Origin of the sequence: Proteiniclasticum sp. (genome assembly GCF_032054185.1) — a bacterium.
GTDB lineage: Bacteria > Bacillota > Clostridia > Clostridiales > Clostridiaceae > Proteiniclasticum.
Genome location: NZ_DAMBTF010000018.1, coordinates 36,344 through 54,542 on the forward strand (window position 1 = coordinate 36,344; position 18,199 = coordinate 54,542).

Consider the following 18,199-nt stretch of genomic DNA (forward strand, 5'->3'; position numbering starts at 1 on the left):
GGCGTAAAGCTTGCTGTGAGAAGTCAGCAGAGGTCATAGTACCGAAAGGTTCCCTTTCGGGAAGGACTGAACAATCGTTAGTCTCGAGTAAAGACTGAAAGGAGGCCGGTGTGATGAAAGCAGAAAACCGAAAGGGCTGCCCGCAATGGGATAGCGTGGAACGTCAAGAGTATGCGGGAGCGCGGAGCACCGGCTCTCGGGAAAGTAGAGAAAGGGGACGGTGCAGCCGGCCTCCTTGAGGAACTCTTGTCGAGCATTCGGGATGAAAGTTTCAAGCCCAGCCCGGTGCGTCGCAAGTCAATTCCCAAGCCAGATGGAAGCGGAGAACGCAAGCTAGGAATACCCACGGTCATCGATCGCATCATCCAGCAAGCGATTGAGCAAAAGCTTCAACCCATTTTTGAGCCATTGTTCTTGGACGGTAGCTATGGCTACCGCCCGGGAAGAAGTGGACAACAAGCCATGCAGAAGGTGAAGAGCTATGCTGAAGAGGGCTACACCCAGGTGGTGGAAGTCGACTTGTCAAAGTACCATGATACCCTGAACCACAAATTGCTGATGAATCTTTTGAGAAATCAGATCCAGGATACCTGTGTGATAGGGCTCATCAAGTAATACCTGAAGAGCGGAGTCATGGAGAACAACATCTTCTGTAAAACAGAGGAAGACTCACCGCAAGGTGGCCGTTATCGCCACTTCTGGCAAACATCTACCTGAACGAGTTCGATCAGGAGATGAAGCGCAGAGTGGTGCCGGTAGTCCGCTATGCGGATGACATTGTGGTATTTGGCAGAAGCAAAAGAGCGGCAGAACGCCTGATGGAATCGAGTCGGAAATATCTGGAGAATAACTTGAAGCTGATGCTAAATCTCGAAAAGAGCAAAGCCATCAGCATCTACTCCAGGAAATTCAAGTTTCTGGGTTTCGCCCTCGGAAGGAACGGGAAAGGAAACTACATCCGAGTACACAGGGATTCCCTGGCTAAAGCCAGGGTGAAACTGAAGGAACTGACGAAAAGAAACCAGGGAAAGAATGTCCGGGAAGTCATGGAAAAGACGAAAGTCTATATTCGTGGCTGGCTGGGCTATTTCCACATCGCAGACATGAAGCGAATTGCATTAGAATGGGATAAATGGCTGAGGAGAAGGTTCCGGATGTACATCTGGAAGCAGTGGAAGAAACCCAAAACAAGGGTACAGAACCTGCAAAAGCTTGGGATTCCGAAAGAGCAGGCTTACCAATGGGGAAATACGAGACTTGGCTATTGGCGAATCGCCGGTAGTGCAGTACTATCCCGTTCCATCACAAACGAAAAGCTCGTCCGAGCCGGATATTATGATATCCAGGCTCGATACGAGCTTCTTGGCAAACGCACTTAAAACGATTGAACCGCCGTGCACCGAACGGTATACACGGTGGTGGTGTGCTGTGTAAAGCTGCATCGAAGATGAAGGTAGGCCCTTCGACAAGGATTGGTCAGGAAAACTTGTCAAACGACCTTATGCTGCTACGGTCAAGAGCCGTGGTTAGTGAGCGATAAGGGAAAAGGCTATATAAATAGTCACGTAAGTCATGTGAAGATGAACGAAAGTGAACCTTTGACGAGGTATCGATAGTGTGAAATGTTGTCAAAACTTGGGTTCCACCACTATCCAAGGAGAAGAACGGAAGCTGTCCTGAAATGCTGTCTGTTCGGCAACCGGTATGAAGAAGGCATGAGCACATGACAGGCTTTGATGTGGAACACAGGAACCTGAATGGTGATGACAAGTGAAAAGACACAAGCCAAAGAAAGGTGAGGTCGAAAATAGCGATGCGCCATACAGGGGCGGAACAACCCGTAGTAGTGATGAAGTTGCTGTAATGGCAACGGAGTGAAGGGGTTGTATCATTCAGCTAGAATCTTTGAACAACTGGAAACAGGAGGATTTAAATGAGTAATAGCAAACCTTATGCGATATCCAAACAAGTTGTGCTGACTGCATACCAAAGAGTCAAGGCAAACGGAGGAAGTGCGGGGATCGACGGGGTGGACTTCGGAAAATTCGAAGAAGACCTGAAAGGAAATCTGTATAGAATCTGGAACAGGATGAGTTCGGGCAGTTATTTCCCACCACCGGTAAAGGTGGTGGAGATTCCCAAGAAGACGGGTGGAGTAAGAAGACTAGGTGTCCCGACTATCGGAGACAGAGTGGCGCAAATGGTCACAAAGTTATATTTCGAACCGGATGTCGAGCCAATCTTCCACAAGGATTCCTACGGATACCGACCGGGTAAATCAGCCGTAGATGCAGTTGGACAGGCCAGGCAAAGGTGTTGGAAGTTCAACTATGTCATCGAATTTGACATCAAAGGGCTTTTCGACAGCATCGACCATGAACTGCTGAAGAAAGCCGTGCGCAAGCACGCAAAGGAACCCTGGATAGAAATCTATGTGGACAGGTGGCTGAAGGCGCCTTTCATGGATGGGAACGGAGTAATGACAGAAAGAGAATGCGGAACACCGCAGGGCGGTGTTATCAGTCCTGTATTGACCAATCTTTTCCTGCATTATGCGTTTGATGTCTGGATAACGAGACGTTATCCGGACGCGCCATTTGAAAGGTATGCTGATGATGCCATCATTCACTGTAAATCGGAGAAAGAAGCAATGGAAATTCTTAGCAGTTTGGAAAAACGGCTGAAGGAATGTAAATTGGAGATCCATCCCTTGAAAACCAAGATTGTGTACTGCCAGGATAAGGACAGAACAAGGGAATACCCGGTGACGCGCTTTGACTTTCTGGGCTATACGTTCCAGAAAAAGTTCATCAAAGACAAGTTGGGCAGACTGAAGTTCAACTTCCTACCGGCAATGAGCTTGAAATTGGGAAAAGCATTTCGGGAGAAGGTGAAGGCGATGAACCTGCACAGACTTTCAGGAAACAAAATCGAAATGATTGCGGAAGCAATTAATCCGATGGTTCGGGGATGGTTGAATTACTTCAAGAAATGCTGCCCTTCCGCAATGAAGTACACCATGGACTGCCTGAACAGAAGTCTGGTCAAATGGGCAATGCAGAAATACAAGCGATTCAGTGGACACAGAAAGCTGGCAGAGGAATGGTAGAAAGACATATCAAAAAGAGAACCCAGAATGTTTACACATTGGGTTCTCGGATGGATGCCATAAGGTGGATGATAAGAGCCGTATGAATCGAGAGATTCACATACGGTTCCGTGAGAGCCTAGGGGTGAAACTCCCCTGGGCTACTCGACTGAGAGGGAGAAGAAATTTCTCCCTACTCGATTGCAAAGTAGTTGATGCTCATAAGTAAATTAACATAATAAAAAAGCTATAATTGTTGATTACCAATATATTTGATATACTGAAAGAAAATGTATTGGAGGAGTTGTAATGTCTCATTTTATATCTGCTAATCCGTTTATCGCTAACAATCCGATTTTGAGAGATCCACAAATTAAGAGTTATGCTGCTATAAAGAAGTATTATAGTGAAGACTATAATGATAGGGAAACATTGGTCGTACTACCTACTGGGGTAGGGAAAACTGGTGTTATGGCTATAGCGCCATATGCAGTTGGTTGTAAAAGAGTACTTATAATTACACCACAAACGATAGTAAGAAATACTGTCATGAATGAGATAAATCCATTAAACCCTATGAACTTTTATTTAAATACCGAAGTTTTTAATAAAAAGGGTGAGTTACCAACAATAATTGAATTTGATAAAACATTAACTAAAGATGTCCTTTTGATGAGTGATATCGTAGTATTAAATGTTCATAAACTTCAGGAAAGACTTGAGAGTTCGTTATTAAAAAGAGTGAAAGAAGATTTCTTTGACTTCATTATTATTGATGAAGCACATCATGGAGAGGCAAGGACTTGGAAAAAAGCAGTTGACTACTTTAGCAATGCAAAAGTACTTAAAGTAACAGGGACACCTTTTCGTAGCGATGGAGAAATAATATCAGGCACTGAAATATATAGTTATCCTTTGAGCCTCGCAATGGCTAATGGTTACGTGAAAAGTCTTGAAAGATTTACATATCTGCCTGATAAAATGAAATTTACCATTAAAGACGATGATAGAGAGTATTCATTAGATGAAATAAAGCAGATAAAGGACAATGAATGGATTAGCAAAAGTGTAGCGTTATCATCAGACTGTAATAAAAGTATCGTCCTAAAATCTATTGAAAAGCTTAAAGAAAAACGTGCAATAACGAATAATAATCCTCATAAAATTGTAGCGGTAGCATGCAGTATATCTCATGCTGAGCAGATTAAAGAGCTGTATCAAGATGAAGGGATGAAAGTAACTGTTATTCATAGTAATCAAGACAAAGCTGAACAAGAGAATGCATTTAGACTTATAGAGTCACATAATACTGATGTTGTAGTAAATGTAGCTTTATTAGGTGAAGGATATGATCATAAGTTCCTTTCTATAGCGGCTATATTTAGACCATTTAGATCTGATCTTCCATATCAACAGTTTATAGGACGAGTACTAAGAGCAACATCAATAAAAGATGGGTATGAAATAAATGAGGAAGATAATATTGCTGAAGTTATCCATCATAAAGAGTTAAATTTAGAATCATTATGGGAATCATATAAAAAAGAGTTATCGAAGAGTAAGTCAATTAAGGAAATACGCAGGCAAATAAAACAAGAAAGAGATATTAATCCGTATTCTGAGTTAGCTGAATTAGATTATGGCGACATTGATGAAGGTGATTTATTTCATGAAGAGTCGGATCAATTTTTAGAAACGGAGCTTTTTGAGAAAAGACAGTTGAAACTAAAAGAGAGTGAAGAGCGAATCCGTAAAATAATGGAGCAATTCGAAGTAACGCTCGATATAGCTAAAGATATTGACAAGCAAATCAATGTCTCGAAAGATCCAGATAATATCAAGCTATTACGGCCAGATCTATATGAAAAAGATCTTCGAAAGAAGCTAAATGAACATATAGTTGAAGAAATTATTCCAAACATTATTGAGGATTTTAATTTAAAAATTGACGGTAATGAAATAACAAGAATTAAATCGAATTTTGTTGATAAATGGCAATACCCACCCTATAATGAAAGTGATAATAATGGAGCAACTCTTGCTAAGTATTTTAATAATCAATTACGATTATTTCTTAATAAGCCAAGAAGTGAGTGGTTAATTGAAGACTATGAACGTGCTGAGAAGAATGTAAGTACTTTAGAAGAATATGTTAGAGGAGCACTTGATAGTTATCTCTTATAAGGAGGATATAAATGAATAATTTAAATAGGTATTATAATGAGCTGTATTCTGAGAAAGTTACACTTAATAGCTTGGCTAGTAATATATTAGTTGCTGGTTATCAAGAAATTAAGTATTACAAGAGCTCAAATGCAATAGTTTGCGAGGCTATATATAATCAGGATGAAGAGGAGATTGTATATAAATATACTTTTGTCGACGAATATTTAATATCATTAGAGAGAATATGTAATAACGAAGTTAAAATTTTGTATAGCAGATCTGTTGAAATTGAGAAGCTCAAGAAAAAACTTTCTGGCCATTTACAAAAATTAGCATGATTACTGATTGAGAAGTAAGGAAAGGGAGTCGTTGCAAAACTAGGTAATAAAATGTACCCTTTGTAAAGGACAGCTCAAAAAAGGCATAGTTATAATTGGTTGAGAAGATGATCTCTGTATTGGACAGGGGTCATCTTCTTTAGATTCCACTGGTATCTGAAATTGTTGTAGTAATCCATATAGCTGTCAATCTCCTCCCGGAGTTCTTCAAAGTTCCTACAGGTCGTGAACTCCGCCTCATCCTTCATGTGTCCGAAGAAGGACTCTTGAGGGGCATTGTCCCAGCAGTTCCCTCTACGGGACATGGACTGCAAAAGACCCATGGATTTCACGATGTTCTGAAAAATAGGGCTGGTGTAGTGGACGCCCTGGTCTGAATGGATCAATGCACCTTCAGGAAACGTTATACCCGCCTCCTTTAGTTTCATCAGGGTATCGGTGGCAAGTGGCATCTCAAAACTCTGCGAAAGGTTATGGACGAGAATTTCACCTGTGGAGGCATCCTTGATGGTCGACAGATAGGCCCATTTGCCGGAGGGCTTGGGCACATAGGTGATGTCCGTGAGTAGGACTTTTCTAGGGATTCCCTGCCTAAAATTTCGGGCAAGGAGGTTCGGAACCACTGTATGCTCTTGGGTCGCCTTCATTCCTTTCCTGTACGGATTGGATTTGCGGGTGGTACAGACGATCCCGAACTTTCTCATGATCCTGTGGATGCACTTGAGATTCATGATGATATTGAAATGACCAGCAAGTGTCATCTTGATCTGCTTTGCGCCTTTCTTTCGATTCTTGAAGTCAAACGTAAGGGATCTGGTAGAGGCAGGAGAAAAGAATAAGTTCTATTGGAGATCAGAATGGCAGGAAGAAATCAGGCCAACGGTCCTTAAAAGAGATCACTATGAGTGTCAGAGATGCCTTCATAAATAGGACTCAGAGAAGTATCCAAACATGAGACCAAAGGAGCTGACTAGAGCGAGGACAGTGCATCATATCTATCCACTTGAACAGTATCCTGAGTATGCAAAAGAGATGTGGAATCTTGTAAGCCTTTGTTATAGATGCCATAACGAAGTGGAAGGTAGAGATTGGTTCAAGTTCAGACAATATAAGAAAAAAGAGATGAGTATGATCAATGAAGAGCGTTGGTAGCACCCCCGGGCAATTCTCAAAAATTGCCTTTTTGGAGGGCAAGCGTTTTGTATGGGTAAGACTGTGGTGATTTTTCTGTTTTCTCACGTGTAAGGGGGTGGTGGTATGGCGAGGTATCGAAAGCGAATGATTTCAAAAGAAAAATAAGAAATCATGGATGAAATTAAAAAGGACCTTTTGGATCAACTAGATGAAAATGGAATGTTAGGAAGATTTTACGAAGATATTGTGGATGACTACCTGAAATTTGCAAAATTAAAGAATGAGCTGCAGGAAGATATCGATAAAAAAGGCATCAGATTCAAGGTTATGACTGGAAATAGAATTATGGCTGATAAGCCAAATGAGTCAGTCCAGAACTATTGTTTGTTGTGGTGAAATCCAGATAGATATTGATTCACTGAGGCCAAAGGTAAAGGAATATGTGATTGACGAAGAAAAGTTTTGAAGAAATTTATTAAAAGAACTAGATAGTTTTGTTCAACATCAGTCCAGACTAGAGGGATAAAGCTTTGACAAACAAAATATCTAATAATTTTAGTCATGTATTAACTCTAGCGGCTATAGACGTGATGAGGGGTTAGACTAGTGATGAAAACCATCTTAGTCTAACCCCTCATCGGGATGGAGAAATATAGCAAGGCAGATCGATAGGGTTGTCAATCGTTTAGAGTATGCAACCCACAAGAACTACTTTCTCATAATGGAGCTATTCTGCATTGAAGATAATGGCTTTGATTTTTCGTTGAACTTCTAGCCTAGCATTTCTTTTTTCTATAGCTTCAGAATCATCTCCATCTTCACAAAAAATATCAATTAATCTTTTGATCGTTTCCTTTGAAGAATAATTATCCAAATCACTAGCAGGAATAGTAGTTTCCACTGACTGGAAAACTCTACCATTGGTAATGGTGCGGGCTAGTTCTGGAGATATGCTAACAAGAGTTCTAGTGAATTTTGCTAAAGCCTTGCTAGGAAATTCAAGCTCAACGGGTGAAATAATATTCATCTCTAATATTTTTTTAGTTACGGTATATGAGAGTGTTTTTTTATGTCGGACAGTCTTAGATTCATGATATACCTTAATAGCTTCTTTTACATGATCCTCAATATCTAGAAAACTAAATCCCTCTCGTGCTCTGTCGTTTGCAAGTTGAAATTTTACGGTATAGTTAAATATCATGTTTGTTCCTCCTTTGATTAGTATACTCAAATAATAACAAAATTGTTTTTGTTAGTCAAATATAATTTTGTATGAATGATCGAATTTTAATTTGTTTGTAATGTGAAAGATTTGTAATCTTAAAATTACTCATAAGTATGGTGGTAATTATAGAGCCAAAAGACTTTTTTCATAAATTAATTAAAGAAATTATGAAGGATAGCGATTAAGCTATCCTTTTACCTTGCTGTTAATTTGCTGTTACAAACAAAAAACCAACAGTATCAGAAGTCCTGAAACCGTTGGTTATGGTGCAGCGGAAGGGATTCGAACCCCCGACCGATCGGTTCGTAGCCGATTACTCTATCCAGCTGAGCTACCACTGCTTAACTTAATCATACTAACATAATTAAGTCATTATTTCAATTTACTGTCCGAAATAATCCTTCATAATTTTGATTACCTCGTCAATTCTATCTCTTGTGATATAGTAATGGGTCACAAATCTGAAAAGTCCGCCGTCCTGACCGTTGATGAGAATATTCCTCTCCTTCAGATGGGAAATGAAATCTGCTTCATCAAAAGATTCTTTGTCGATGGTGAAGAAAATCATGTTGATCTTTATGGCATCCTTATGGACGGTGATTCCTGGAATCTTATCCAGCTCATCTCCGAAATAGAGAGCGTTGTCATGGTCATCCTGAAGTCTGTTTCTCATTTCAAGAGCTTCAAGGCCTGCTGCGGCTAGAATTCCCGCCTGCCTCATTCCACCGCCAAGGATTTTTCTGTTCTTTCTTGCTCGGGCGATGAAATCCTTAGAGCCTGCAACCACAGACCCCACAGGAGCACAGAGTCCTTTTGAGAGACAGAGGGAGATGGTATCTGCATATTGTGCAATTTCCTTTGCATCAACTTTCAGATAGGTGGCGGCATTGAAAAGCCTTGCACCATCAAGATGGACAGGAATGTCATATTTTTTCGCTGCTGCATGAACTGCCTTCATATTTTCAAGGGAAGCCACATTTCCAGTGGAATGGGCGGTTTCCATACAGATGAGACCTGTGTGGGGAAAATGGATGTCCTCATCCTTGCGGATTGCCTTTTCAACCTTTTCGGGATCCATTTCACCGTATCTGTCATCGATGGTTCTGGTCTGTACATTTGAGATGAGGGCTACGGAGCCTGCTTCATGCTGAATGATATGAGAGAATTCGCCGAGTATGATTTCCTGAGCCCGGTATGTATGGGTAAGCACGGAAACCTGGTTACCGAATACACCGGAGGGGACAAACATTGCAGCTTCCTTTCCAAGAAGCTCGGCAGTTTTTCTTTCAAGACTGATTACAGTCTCATCATCTCCATAGACATCATCGCCTACGGGAGCTTCTGCCATAAGCCTTCTCATTTTTTCGGTTGGATGGGTTACTGTATCACTTCTCAGATCGATTTTTTCCATGTTCATTCTCCTATCATTCTTTTTTGTAAGATTTTTAAAAACAGGTTGGCAATGGCTAGTTTCGGCGCTGTGATTTCCAGAGCTTTGAATGCCGCCGGTTCAAGATTCATAAAAATGACCTTCTCTTTCAAAGGCGGTTTTCTCTGACCTTTGATGATTTCATCAACTGCTGTAAGAATTTCATCCAGAAGTTCGCCCTGATGCGCGTATATTCTTGTGTTATCGATATTGAGAACCTCTGCAGTGATTTCGAGTGCTGCAAGAATCATCGAATACTCTGGTAGAGCATCCCGCTGATAGCGATCAAGGGTCTTGTTTAGAAAGAGAGGATTCATCTCTTCTTTCAGGAGTTTTGCTTCTTCCGCATTGAGCAGAGACAGCAGAGAAAAGTCATCAAGGCTTCTGAAATAGTACCGGTTTCCATGGAGCTTTTTGAAAGCCTTGAGGGTATCAAGGTACCCCAGCAGAATATTCTTTTCTATTGTCGGTGGATCGGGGAAAAGGATGGAACCCAATGAACCATCCGCTTCAATCTGCAGAAGATTGTATGGTCCGTCCAGATCTTTCCGGTCATTAATCGTATGAAGGTTGACCGCGATGATATCCCGGAAGCCTTTATCATACAGCGGCTTTATGGGGATATTGTCATACACCGCACCGTCAATGAATTCTTCACCGTCAATCACAAGGCGTGCAAAAGTAGGGTGATTGGCACTTGCGGCAATATAGTCGATGAGTTTTCCTTCTGGAATCTCATCCTTGAAGAGTACCAGGGGTTCTTTATTGGTCACGTTATAAGTGACGATGCCAAGATCGATGGGACTGCTTCTGATGAGCTCTTCTACGAGGTAATCCTGAAGGAGCGTATAAAGCAGATCAAAATCAAATCCTCTGTTTCTGATGATATCCGGGATGCTGATGCCTTTAAACTTGATGAGTGAATCACGACTTAATGATTTCCACATCTCCTCCACAAGATTCACGTCACCCATAAGAAAGGAAGCGCCATTTATCGCCCCGATGGAGGTGCCGGTGATTGCACCGATTTCGATATTCATTTCTTTGAGTGCTTTAAGTACTCCTATTTCATAGGAGCCTCTTGAGCCTCCGCCACCAAGGGCAAGACCATACATAAGACCAACTCCTTTATTCATGTCTGATACCAATATACTAGAGAAGTCTTACAAGAGTCTTGCTTAGGGATGAATTCTTTGTCAATTCGACTTCCGCCCGATGACTTCACCGCAAAGAACTCTTGTTTCCATGTTTTCCTGAGATGCCTGAAGGATATCCGGGGATATCACAACCTGATTTTTCTCCACAAAAAGAATTACCGTGGAACCGCCGAATTTAAAATATCCCTTCTCACTGCCTTTTGCTGCAAGGCTTAAGTCCTTATGCGTCTGGATGATGCTGCCCACATTGGTTGCACCCACTTCCACATATAAGACTGTGCCGAAGTTTCTGCTCTCAAACTCTGTTATGGCTCTTTTATTCTCCACATAGATTCTGGGGATGGTCTTAAGGGCAACGGGATTCACAGAATAGTATAGCCCGTCAATACTTACTGTCGGATGGGCAATCCCTTCGTCAATAAAATGGAACCTGTGATAGTCAAGGGGATTAAGTCTGAAGACAAGCACGGTTCCTCCCTGATATCTTTCAGCGAGTGCGTCATTTTTTACAAGCTCCTTTAAGGAGTAGGTAAGCCCCTTAACCTGAATGACTTTATCGATATCGATGTTTTCAAAAACCAGCAGTCGGGAATCCGAAGGACTGCAGAAAGCTTCGGGATCGGAATCGAATGGTCTTGCCTCAGGCTTAAGATTTCTTGTGAAGAAATCATTGAAGTTCTGAAATGAGGTGGCGGGCATAAGGGATTCTTCCATATCAATGGCGTGATCTCTGATGAAATCATCGACCATTTTTCTGGACCAGGTGGAGTCCATGGCTTTTCCATAGAGCTGTGAAAAGAACTTTCTCTTCACAAGATGAAGAAAAGGTCTTCCATATGGCTTGCCATAAAGCATTTCAAGGAGTTTTCCGCCGACCACTTTTTCTTCGGTTATCTGACCGCTTTTTCTGTCGTAGATTTTTATCATGTTTTTCTTAGCTCCTTAAAAAATTGTTTAAGCAGGTTCTCTGATGCTTCATCATATAGCCAGATGGATTCCACATGAATGCCTCCCGGTGGAAGATCATTTATGGACACCACACTGCCGAAAGCGCCTTCGCGTGGTTCGATGGCACCGATAAAAATTCTCTTCATTCTGGATTTTCTGATGAGGGCAGCACACATGAGGCAGGGCTCAAGGGTGACATACATGATGCACCCGGAAAGTCTCCAGGTTCCAAGACGCGCACAGGCATCTTTTATGGCAATGACTTCAGCATGTGCTGAAGGATCATGGGAGGCTTCCATCTGATTGTATCCGCGTCCGATAATCTCTCCATCTTTTACAATCACGCACCCTACAGGAACTTCATTTTCATTGTATGCTTTCTGCGCTTCATAGAGGGCTTCCTGATAATAAGAATCCATGGATTCACCTGCCTTATTTCCTGATTGCGTTTAGGTAAAAAACCTCGTTAGTGATATTGTAGTGCATGTTTACATTTACCGCCACAAAAAATAAGTAGAGCAAAGAAGAGTGCATCGAAATAATCATAACCAGGGGGTGTCTTTATTACAGCACCTATGTAACAGCGGACAGAAAAAAGGGATCCTTTTGAATCCCTTTCTGTTCTGGTACGATATTCAAAAAGGAGCATAATTGTCCCTTATGAATTGAAAATCATTGGAATAAAGATGAGATAAGCACTTATTATGGCCAATACTTTGTATATTGAAGAACTTTGTCCATCCTTCTTTATGGCATTAATGATTCCGACAACAAGAGTCATGGGGGTGATAAATATGAGAACCTCTCCAATTCCACTGATAAACTCCAATATGACCATCAATAATTCCCCTTCTCCATCTGAAAAAGATAGGTCTGAAAAAGATACAGAATTCTCACTCAGAATAGACTTTTTTTATATCATATTATAATAATAACTACATTATACATCAGATTTAAGAATTTATATGGGACAACCTAGGATTAAACCCATCCTTCAACAGAGGCCTAATAAAATATCACTGGCCATGCAGGTTATCGGGCTGTTACTCATGATTATTGTGTTTTTGATCGGATACTTTTACAGAAGAAAAAAGGCATCAAAAAGGTGATCGGTAACTCAATCATGGAACATATAGAGTATACAGATACCGGTTTCTCAGAAATGTTTTTATCAGTGTAATATCCTTGGATATGATAAAAGACATCGCAGAGCGATGTCTTTTATGTTAAAGTTTTTGATTCCGTTTATGGGGCTACTCTTCTTGCCACATCGATAAATCTGAATTTATCCGGACAATGCCTTGACTGGGTAAACTGAAAAAGCTTGCCGCTTTCCAGATAGACAAGTGTATTGACCACAGCCACCACGTCATAATCCAGAAGATCCAGGTTTTTCCTGTCTTCCTCGGTCGCCTTTTCAATGATGATCTCTTTATGGGCATAACCGATTTTAAGGCCGAGCTCCGTTTCAAGATATTCATAGATCGATTCTTTGCAGATCTTTTCGCTGAGCTTTTCCACCACTTCCGTATAGAAATAATCCTTGTCCAGGATGACCCGTCTGCCGTCGATACTTCTTACCCTTATGACTTCCCACATATCTCGGATTTCTTTTCCTTCAATGGTATGTACCGGGAAAGAAGTTTCCTTTAGGACTTTCAGGCTGATGACTTCAGTACTGTGACTGTTCATCCCTGTACGCTTGGCCATTTCCTTGAAACTGATCAGTCCAGCCACAGGGAAATCGAATCTGTTCATTTCAAGAACAAAGGATCCTTTGCCTTTAATTTTTCTGATATAGCTGTTCGCAGCAAGTAATCCCAATGATTTACGGACAGTATCTCTTGATAGGTCATATTCCTCCATAAGCTCTTTTTCGGAGGGAAGTCTTTGACCTGGTTTTAAGACACCATCTTCTATATCTTTTTGTATTTTGCTATATAAAGCTGAATATTTTGCCATACACACATCACCCAATCCATAATAACACGAGTATCACTGTCGCTCAATATTTATTACCAAAGATTCATATGGTTTGATCAGGATTTTTCCTTCCTGTTCAGTGAGTTCATTGTAGTTGGAGAGTAGAACAGTATAGCGTTTAGAGGATAGTTCGGGTAATTCATATCGAGCCGGATCAAAAAGCACTTCCTGATCATAGTAATTACAGATCACAAGCACTTTTTCATCCTCAAAACTTCTTAAGTAGGCAAATAATGCTTTATGATTTTTGTCGATGATTTTATAGGAACCTTTCTGTATGGCTTTGTTTTTCTTTCTCAATCTGATGAGCTTCTGATAGTATCTGAAAATGGAATCATCATCAATCAGGTCTCCTTCAGCACTGATGCCTTTCATTTTGCAGAACGGAATCCATGGTACACTTCGAGTAAAGCCATGTCCTTCTTCCTCGTTCCACATAACAGGCGTTCTGCCGTTGTCTCTGGATTTCTCCTGAAGAATGGAGAGAATCTGATCTTTCTGCATACCAAGTTCCTTAAGAATATGGTAGTAGTTTATGCTTTCCACATCCCTATAATCTTCTATACTGTCGAAATAGGCGTTGGGCATCCCGAATTCTTCCCCCTGAAAAATATAGGGGATTCCGCGGAGCATATGAATCGAGGTGGCCAGCATCTTGGCTGATTCCTTTCGGTATTTCTGATCGTTTCCGAACCTTGATACCACCCGAGGCTGATCATGATTGTTGAAGAAAAGTGCCATGTTTCCATTGTGCTGCTGCATGCCCATCTGCCAGTGATCGAAGATTTCCTTCAGTTCCTGAAAGTCGAAGGGTTTTAGGGACCATTTGTCACCTTCCTCATAATCCACTTTGAGATGATGGAAGTTGAACACCATGCTGAGTTCATTTTCCTCGGGATTTGAATATCTGACGCAGTTTTCCAGGCTGGTGGAGGACATCTCTCCCACAGTTATGGTGTTTTCCACTCTGCCGAATGTCTCCTGATTGAGCTCTTTAAGATATTCGTGGACGCGATGTCCATCTGTATAGAATCTTCTCCCGTCACCTAAATGATCATCTTCGTAAACTTCAGGTTTTGAAATGAGATTCACAACGTCAAAGCGGAATCCGCTGACGCCTTTCTCCAGCCAGAACCTTACGATGTCAAACAGTTCTTTTCTGACCTCTTCATTTTCCCAGTTGAGATCAGCCTGGGTTTTGTCGAAGAGATGGAGGTAGTATTCGTCAAGAGCAGAAACATATTCCCACGCATTTCCGCCGAATTTGGAAACCCAGTTGGTTGGGGGATTTCCATCTTTACCTTTTCTGAAGATATAGTAGTCCTTATACTTAGGATCTCCTTTCAGAGCTTTCTGAAACCATTCATGTGAAATGGAAGAGTGATTAAACACCATGTCGAGCATGATGCCTAATCCTCTAGTCCTTGCTTCGGAGATGAGATGAATAAGATCATCCATCGTACCGAAGATCGGATCCACCTTATAGTAGTCGGCTACATCATAGCCGTTGTCATTCATTGGAGATTCAAATACAGGAGTAAGCCACAGGTAATCTACGCCCAGTTCTTTCAGATAATCCAGTTTACTGGTGATTCCCGGTATGTCGCCAAGACCATCGCCGTTGGAGTCCATAAAGGATCTTGCATAAATCTGGTAGATGACCTTGTCGTCAAAGTTGTTCAAGCTGTTCCCCTCCTTTGTCTTTTAGAAATATTTCATTTTGAGATCGATACCCTTTCCTTTCAGGATATTCTTTTTGTCGAAGAATATGGTCAGAAGGAATGGTACAACAATGGCTATGATCATGCAGAGAATGAAGATGAACATATACTTGGACTGTATGGATAAGAATCCAGGTATACCACCAACACCAATAGAGTTTGCCATGACACCGGAGCTTACGGATAAAATCGCGGCTAGGGCAGAACCGATCATTGCAGCAACAAACGGATAGATATATTTGATGTTGATACCGAACATTGCAGGTTCAGTTACACCCATATAGCATGAGATGGCCGCAGGAATCGATACCTGCTGCTCTTCCTTATCCCCTCTGTGCAGGACTACAATGGCAAGCACTGCTGAGCCCTGAGCGATATTGGAGAGAGCGATCATCGGCCAGAGATTGGTTCCACCGAACTGCTCCATGAGCTGAAGGTCGATGGCATTGGTCATATGATGAAGACCTGTGATGACAAGAGGCGCATAAAGGAATCCGAAGAGACTTGCAAACAGCCAGCCGAATGCCGAAGTCAGTCCTGAATAGACAACGTTTGAAATGGCATCTCCGATGACCCAGCCAATTGGACCAAGGACGGTATGTGCCAGCAGTACGGTAGGAACAAGTGCGAAAAAGGGAACGAGGATCATGGAAAGGTAGTCCGGTACGATTTTTTTGAAGAATTTTTCAAGATAGACCAGTGTAAATCCTGCGAGCATCGCGGGAATAACCTGAGCCTGATAACCGATCATGTCGACCTTTGCAAATCCGAAATCCCAGAAAGGTATTTCTCCTCCACCTGAAACTGCATAGGCATTCAGAAGCTGAGGGGATACAAGGGTGATACCCAGTACAATACCCAGAATCTGAGTGGTGCCGAATTTTCTTGAAACAGACCAGGTGATACCGACAGGCAGGAAGTGGAAGATCGCTTCACCGATGATCCAGAGGAAATGATTCACGCCAGCCCAGAACTGATACTGCGAGGTGATCGTATCCTTACCGCCGTTAAGAAGAGGAACAGCATCGATAAAGTTTCTAAAACCTAAGATAAGACCTCCGACTACAAGTGCGGGGATAAGCGGTGCGAATATTTCTGCAAGATTTGCAAGAAGCCTTTGTGCCCAGTTCATATTGCTCTTGGCAGCCTGCTTTGCTGTGTCTTTGGACACGCCCTCCACACCGGAAACCTCAGAAAAATCATTGTAGAAATTGGCTACGTCGTTACCCACGATGACCTGAAACTGTCCGGCTTGAGTGAAACTGCCCTTAACACTCTTCAGGGATTCTATTCCCTTGATGTCTGCTTTGGACGGATCGACAAGGACAAAACGCATTCTGGTGACACAATGAGAGACAGCGGAAATATTTTCTTTTCCACCGATCAGTTCGAGCATTTTTTTGGCATCTTCAGTGTACTTACCCATTTTAATCCTCCTTTATTAACTTATACGTACAAGCTTGTTGTCTTGAATATACCCTGTACGTATAGGTTTGTCAATACGTTTACAGTACGGAAAAACGCATGTTTAAAAAACGTTTACAAAATTGAGCAGGTTTCTGTCAGGCATAAAAAAGGAGAACCTTTTCTGGTTCTCCGAAACTTGCTTATATACTGGTTTTCATGATCATTCTGATTTTTTTGATTCTGTTTTTGTCCACTTCATCGACGATGAATTTTATGCCGTCGGTTTCAATGATTTCTCCATTTTCAGGAAAGGTGCCAAGGATTCCGATCAGGTAACCTCCGATCGAATCGAACTCTTCAGATTCGATATGGGTACCGATATTCTCATTCAGTTCATCCAGTCTGTAGGAGCCTGAAACGACGTATTCATTCTTCTTGATGGTTTCGATATCCATGACGCGCTCATCATCATATTCATCATCGATCTCACCGACGATTTCTTCCAGAAGATCTTCAATGGTGACTATACCGACTGTGCCACCATATTCATCCAGTATGACCGAAATATGCGTACGGTTTTTTTTCAGCTCCTTGAAGAGCTCGGTGATCCGTTTAAATTCATAGGCATAATAAGGTTCGCGGATATATTTTCTCAGATCGAAGGTTTTTTTGTCTTCATCTGAAAGAAACAGAAGATCCTTGACGTTGAGGATACCGACGATATCATCTATGTCTTCTCCGTATACAGGAAATCTTGAAAACTGTTCAGAGGCGACAACTTCCATCACTTCATCGAAATCCGCATCAACATCGATGGCGGTCATATCCACTCTCTGCACCATGACATCCTTGACCTGCAAGTCACCGAAGTCGAAAATGTTGAAAAGCATCTCTTTTTCGTCCTCTTCGAATACACCTTCTTCACTGCCCACATCAACCATAGTCTTCAGCTCTTCTTCTGTCACCAGAGGATGTCCCTGATTGATGTTTCCACCAAAGAGCTTGATGATTGCAGAGGCGATACTGTAAAAAATGATGACGAGCGGTGTCAGAATAACCATAAGTATCCCGACGGGTTTCGAAAAAGCCATAGCCACTCGTTCGGCATACTGAGTTGCGAAGGATTTCGGAGTGATTTCACCGAAAATGATGATCACGATGGTCAAAAGGGACGTTGCAAGCGCTGTTGCATTGAATCCGAACTTTTCGATGACAATCATCGTTGTCAGTGCAGACGCAAAAATATTAACGATATTGTTTCCGATGAGTAAAGTACTGATTATTTTAGATGGGTTTTCCACCAGCTTCAGCGTTCTTTTTGCCCTTTTATTTCCTTCTTCCGCCATATGACGAAGTTTGAGTTTATTTACTGCCGTGAAGGCGGTTTCGGCCGAAGAGAACAGTGCTGAGAGGATAATGAGTATAATCAATAAAATAATCTGCCACGAACTCGGGTCCAAAAAAATCATCTCCTATAGTATCTAATTTTATATTGTGCTTCATATCAATAAGTTATTATAGCAAATATTATACGAAAGTTAAAATCGGATTTCCCGACTTTGACAGTTAATCAAACCTTTTTTCATTGAAAAACCTTGCAGAT

The 18,199-nt window shown here is 41.6% G+C and carries 17 protein-coding genes, 1 tRNA gene and 2 pseudogenes; 8 read left to right on the forward strand and 12 right to left on the reverse strand.

The features are described from left to right. Positions 1 to 171: 171 nt before the first annotated feature. The 6 genes and pseudogenes from RTX25_RS10455 (at position 172) to RTX25_RS10475 (ending at position 5,592) form a co-directional block, all read left to right on the forward strand. Complete coding sequence (locus tag RTX25_RS10455; protein WP_312653421.1) at positions 172 to 615, forward strand: reverse transcriptase domain-containing protein; 444 nt, start codon at positions 172 to 174, stop codon at positions 613 to 615. 77 nt (positions 616 to 692) lie between these two features. After that, positions 693 to 917, forward strand: a pseudogene (locus tag RTX25_RS14625) (reverse transcriptase domain-containing protein); the annotation flags it as partial. A gap of 75 nt (positions 918 to 992) precedes the next feature. Beyond that, positions 993 to 1,379, forward strand: coding sequence for a group II intron maturase-specific domain-containing protein (locus tag RTX25_RS14630; RefSeq protein ID WP_397428548.1), 387 nt, complete (start codon positions 993 to 995; stop codon positions 1,377 to 1,379). A 554-nt stretch (positions 1,380 to 1,933) separates the two neighbouring features. Continuing rightward, positions 1,934 to 3,109 (forward strand): group II intron reverse transcriptase/maturase, encoded by a 1,176-nt coding sequence (gene ltrA, locus RTX25_RS10465; protein WP_312653425.1) that lies wholly within the window; start codon positions 1,934 to 1,936, stop codon positions 3,107 to 3,109. A gap of 288 nt (positions 3,110 to 3,397) precedes the next feature. Further along, the gene (locus RTX25_RS10470) at positions 3,398 to 5,272 is read left to right on the forward strand and encodes a DEAD/DEAH box helicase family protein (protein WP_312653427.1); all 1,875 of its coding nucleotides are present in this window, start codon (positions 3,398 to 3,400) and stop codon (positions 5,270 to 5,272) included. 11 nt (positions 5,273 to 5,283) lie between these two features. Next, on the forward strand, positions 5,284 to 5,592 hold the full coding sequence (locus RTX25_RS10475; RefSeq protein WP_312653429.1) for a hypothetical protein: 309 nt from the start codon (positions 5,284 to 5,286) through the stop codon (positions 5,590 to 5,592). 89 nt (positions 5,593 to 5,681) lie between these two features. Here the strand turns inward: RTX25_RS10475 and RTX25_RS10480 are convergent. Next, positions 5,682 to 6,395, reverse strand: a pseudogene (locus RTX25_RS10480) (IS3 family transposase); the annotation flags it as partial. Between the two features lie 148 nt (positions 6,396 to 6,543). Between RTX25_RS10480 and RTX25_RS10485 the strand changes: the two are divergent. Beyond that, positions 6,544 to 6,744 (forward strand): HNH endonuclease, encoded by a 201-nt coding sequence (locus tag RTX25_RS10485; RefSeq protein WP_312653431.1) that lies wholly within the window; start codon positions 6,544 to 6,546, stop codon positions 6,742 to 6,744. 153 nt (positions 6,745 to 6,897) lie between these two features. Further along, on the forward strand, positions 6,898 to 7,122 hold the full coding sequence (locus RTX25_RS10490) for a hypothetical protein (protein WP_312653433.1): 225 nt from the start codon (positions 6,898 to 6,900) through the stop codon (positions 7,120 to 7,122). A gap of 331 nt (positions 7,123 to 7,453) precedes the next feature. On the opposite strand, the gene RTX25_RS10495 is transcribed toward RTX25_RS10490, so the two are convergent. The 11 genes from RTX25_RS10495 to RTX25_RS10545 form a co-directional block, all read right to left on the reverse strand. Further along, entirely contained in the window at positions 7,454 to 7,927 is a 474-nt protein-coding gene (locus RTX25_RS10495; RefSeq protein WP_312653435.1) for a hypothetical protein, read from the reverse strand. 288 nt (positions 7,928 to 8,215) lie between these two features. After that, positions 8,216 to 8,292: transfer RNA gene (locus tag RTX25_RS10500), tRNA-Arg, on the reverse strand. A 41-nt stretch (positions 8,293 to 8,333) separates the two neighbouring features. Beyond that, complete coding sequence (gene ltaE, locus RTX25_RS10505; protein WP_312653437.1) at positions 8,334 to 9,362, reverse strand: low-specificity L-threonine aldolase; 1,029 nt, start codon at positions 9,360 to 9,362, stop codon at positions 8,334 to 8,336. Between the two features lie 2 nt (positions 9,363 to 9,364). Next, positions 9,365 to 10,516, reverse strand: coding sequence for a patatin-like phospholipase family protein (locus RTX25_RS10510; RefSeq protein ID WP_312653439.1), 1,152 nt, complete (start codon positions 10,514 to 10,516; stop codon positions 9,365 to 9,367). A gap of 60 nt (positions 10,517 to 10,576) precedes the next feature. Beyond that, positions 10,577 to 11,464 (reverse strand): phosphatidylserine decarboxylase, encoded by an 888-nt coding sequence (locus tag RTX25_RS10515; RefSeq protein ID WP_312653441.1) that lies wholly within the window; start codon positions 11,462 to 11,464, stop codon positions 10,577 to 10,579. Continuing rightward, positions 11,461 to 11,904, reverse strand: a complete 444-nt coding sequence (locus RTX25_RS10520; RefSeq protein ID WP_312653443.1) for a nucleoside deaminase — start codon at positions 11,902 to 11,904, stop codon at positions 11,461 to 11,463. Before RTX25_RS10520 ends, RTX25_RS10515 begins: the two co-directional genes overlap by 4 nt. 239 nt (positions 11,905 to 12,143) lie before the next feature. Then, positions 12,144 to 12,323, reverse strand: a complete 180-nt coding sequence (locus RTX25_RS10525) for a hypothetical protein (protein WP_312653445.1) — start codon at positions 12,321 to 12,323, stop codon at positions 12,144 to 12,146. Between the two features lie 407 nt (positions 12,324 to 12,730). Then, positions 12,731 to 13,447: a trehalose operon repressor gene (gene treR, locus RTX25_RS10530; RefSeq protein WP_312653447.1), complete on the reverse strand. Its 717-nt coding sequence runs from the start codon at positions 13,445 to 13,447 to the stop codon at positions 12,731 to 12,733. Between the two features lie 33 nt (positions 13,448 to 13,480). After that, positions 13,481 to 15,151, reverse strand: a complete 1,671-nt coding sequence (gene treC, locus RTX25_RS10535) for an alpha,alpha-phosphotrehalase (RefSeq protein WP_312653449.1) — start codon at positions 15,149 to 15,151, stop codon at positions 13,481 to 13,483. A gap of 21 nt (positions 15,152 to 15,172) precedes the next feature. Next, positions 15,173 to 16,615, reverse strand: coding sequence for a PTS system trehalose-specific EIIBC component (gene treP, locus RTX25_RS10540; protein WP_312653451.1), 1,443 nt, complete (start codon positions 16,613 to 16,615; stop codon positions 15,173 to 15,175). A 181-nt stretch (positions 16,616 to 16,796) separates the two neighbouring features. Then, the gene (locus RTX25_RS10545) at positions 16,797 to 18,056 is read right to left on the reverse strand and encodes a hemolysin family protein (protein WP_312653453.1); all 1,260 of its coding nucleotides are present in this window, start codon (positions 18,054 to 18,056) and stop codon (positions 16,797 to 16,799) included. Between the last annotated feature and the right edge of the window lie 143 nt (positions 18,057 to 18,199).

Bases quoted from the DNA above. Each gene is read 5' to 3' on its own strand.
- RTX25_RS10475 (WP_312653429.1), top strand. From the start codon at position 5,284: ATGAATAATTTAAATAGGTATTATAATGAGCTGTATTCTGAGAAAGTT.
- RTX25_RS10455 (WP_312653421.1), top strand. From the start codon at position 172: ATGCGGGAGCGCGGAGCACCGGCTCTCGGGAAAGTAGAGAAAGGGGAC.
- RTX25_RS10485 (WP_312653431.1), top strand. From the start codon at position 6,544: ATGAGACCAAAGGAGCTGACTAGAGCGAGGACAGTGCATCATATCTAT.
- RTX25_RS10525 (WP_312653445.1), bottom strand. From the start codon at position 12,323: ATGGTCATATTGGAGTTTATCAGTGGAATTGGAGAGGTTCTCATATTT.
- RTX25_RS10520 (WP_312653443.1), bottom strand. From the start codon at position 11,904: ATGGATTCTTATTATCAGGAAGCCCTCTATGAAGCGCAGAAAGCATAC.
- ltaE (WP_312653437.1), bottom strand. From the start codon at position 9,362: ATGGAAAAAATCGATCTGAGAAGTGATACAGTAACCCATCCAACCGAA.
- ltrA (WP_312653425.1), top strand. From the start codon at position 1,934: ATGAGTAATAGCAAACCTTATGCGATATCCAAACAAGTTGTGCTGACT.
- RTX25_RS10490 (WP_312653433.1), top strand. From the start codon at position 6,898: ATGGATGAAATTAAAAAGGACCTTTTGGATCAACTAGATGAAAATGGA.
- treP (WP_312653451.1), bottom strand. From the start codon at position 16,615: ATGGGTAAGTACACTGAAGATGCCAAAAAAATGCTCGAACTGATCGGT.
- RTX25_RS10510 (WP_312653439.1), bottom strand. From the start codon at position 10,516: ATGAATAAAGGAGTTGGTCTTATGTATGGTCTTGCCCTTGGTGGCGGA.
- RTX25_RS10495 (WP_312653435.1), bottom strand. From the start codon at position 7,927: ATGATATTTAACTATACCGTAAAATTTCAACTTGCAAACGACAGAGCA.
- treR (WP_312653447.1), bottom strand. From the start codon at position 13,447: ATGGCAAAATATTCAGCTTTATATAGCAAAATACAAAAAGATATAGAA.
- RTX25_RS10470 (WP_312653427.1), top strand. From the start codon at position 3,398: ATGTCTCATTTTATATCTGCTAATCCGTTTATCGCTAACAATCCGATT.
- RTX25_RS10515 (WP_312653441.1), bottom strand. From the start codon at position 11,464: ATGATAAAAATCTACGACAGAAAAAGCGGTCAGATAACCGAAGAAAAA.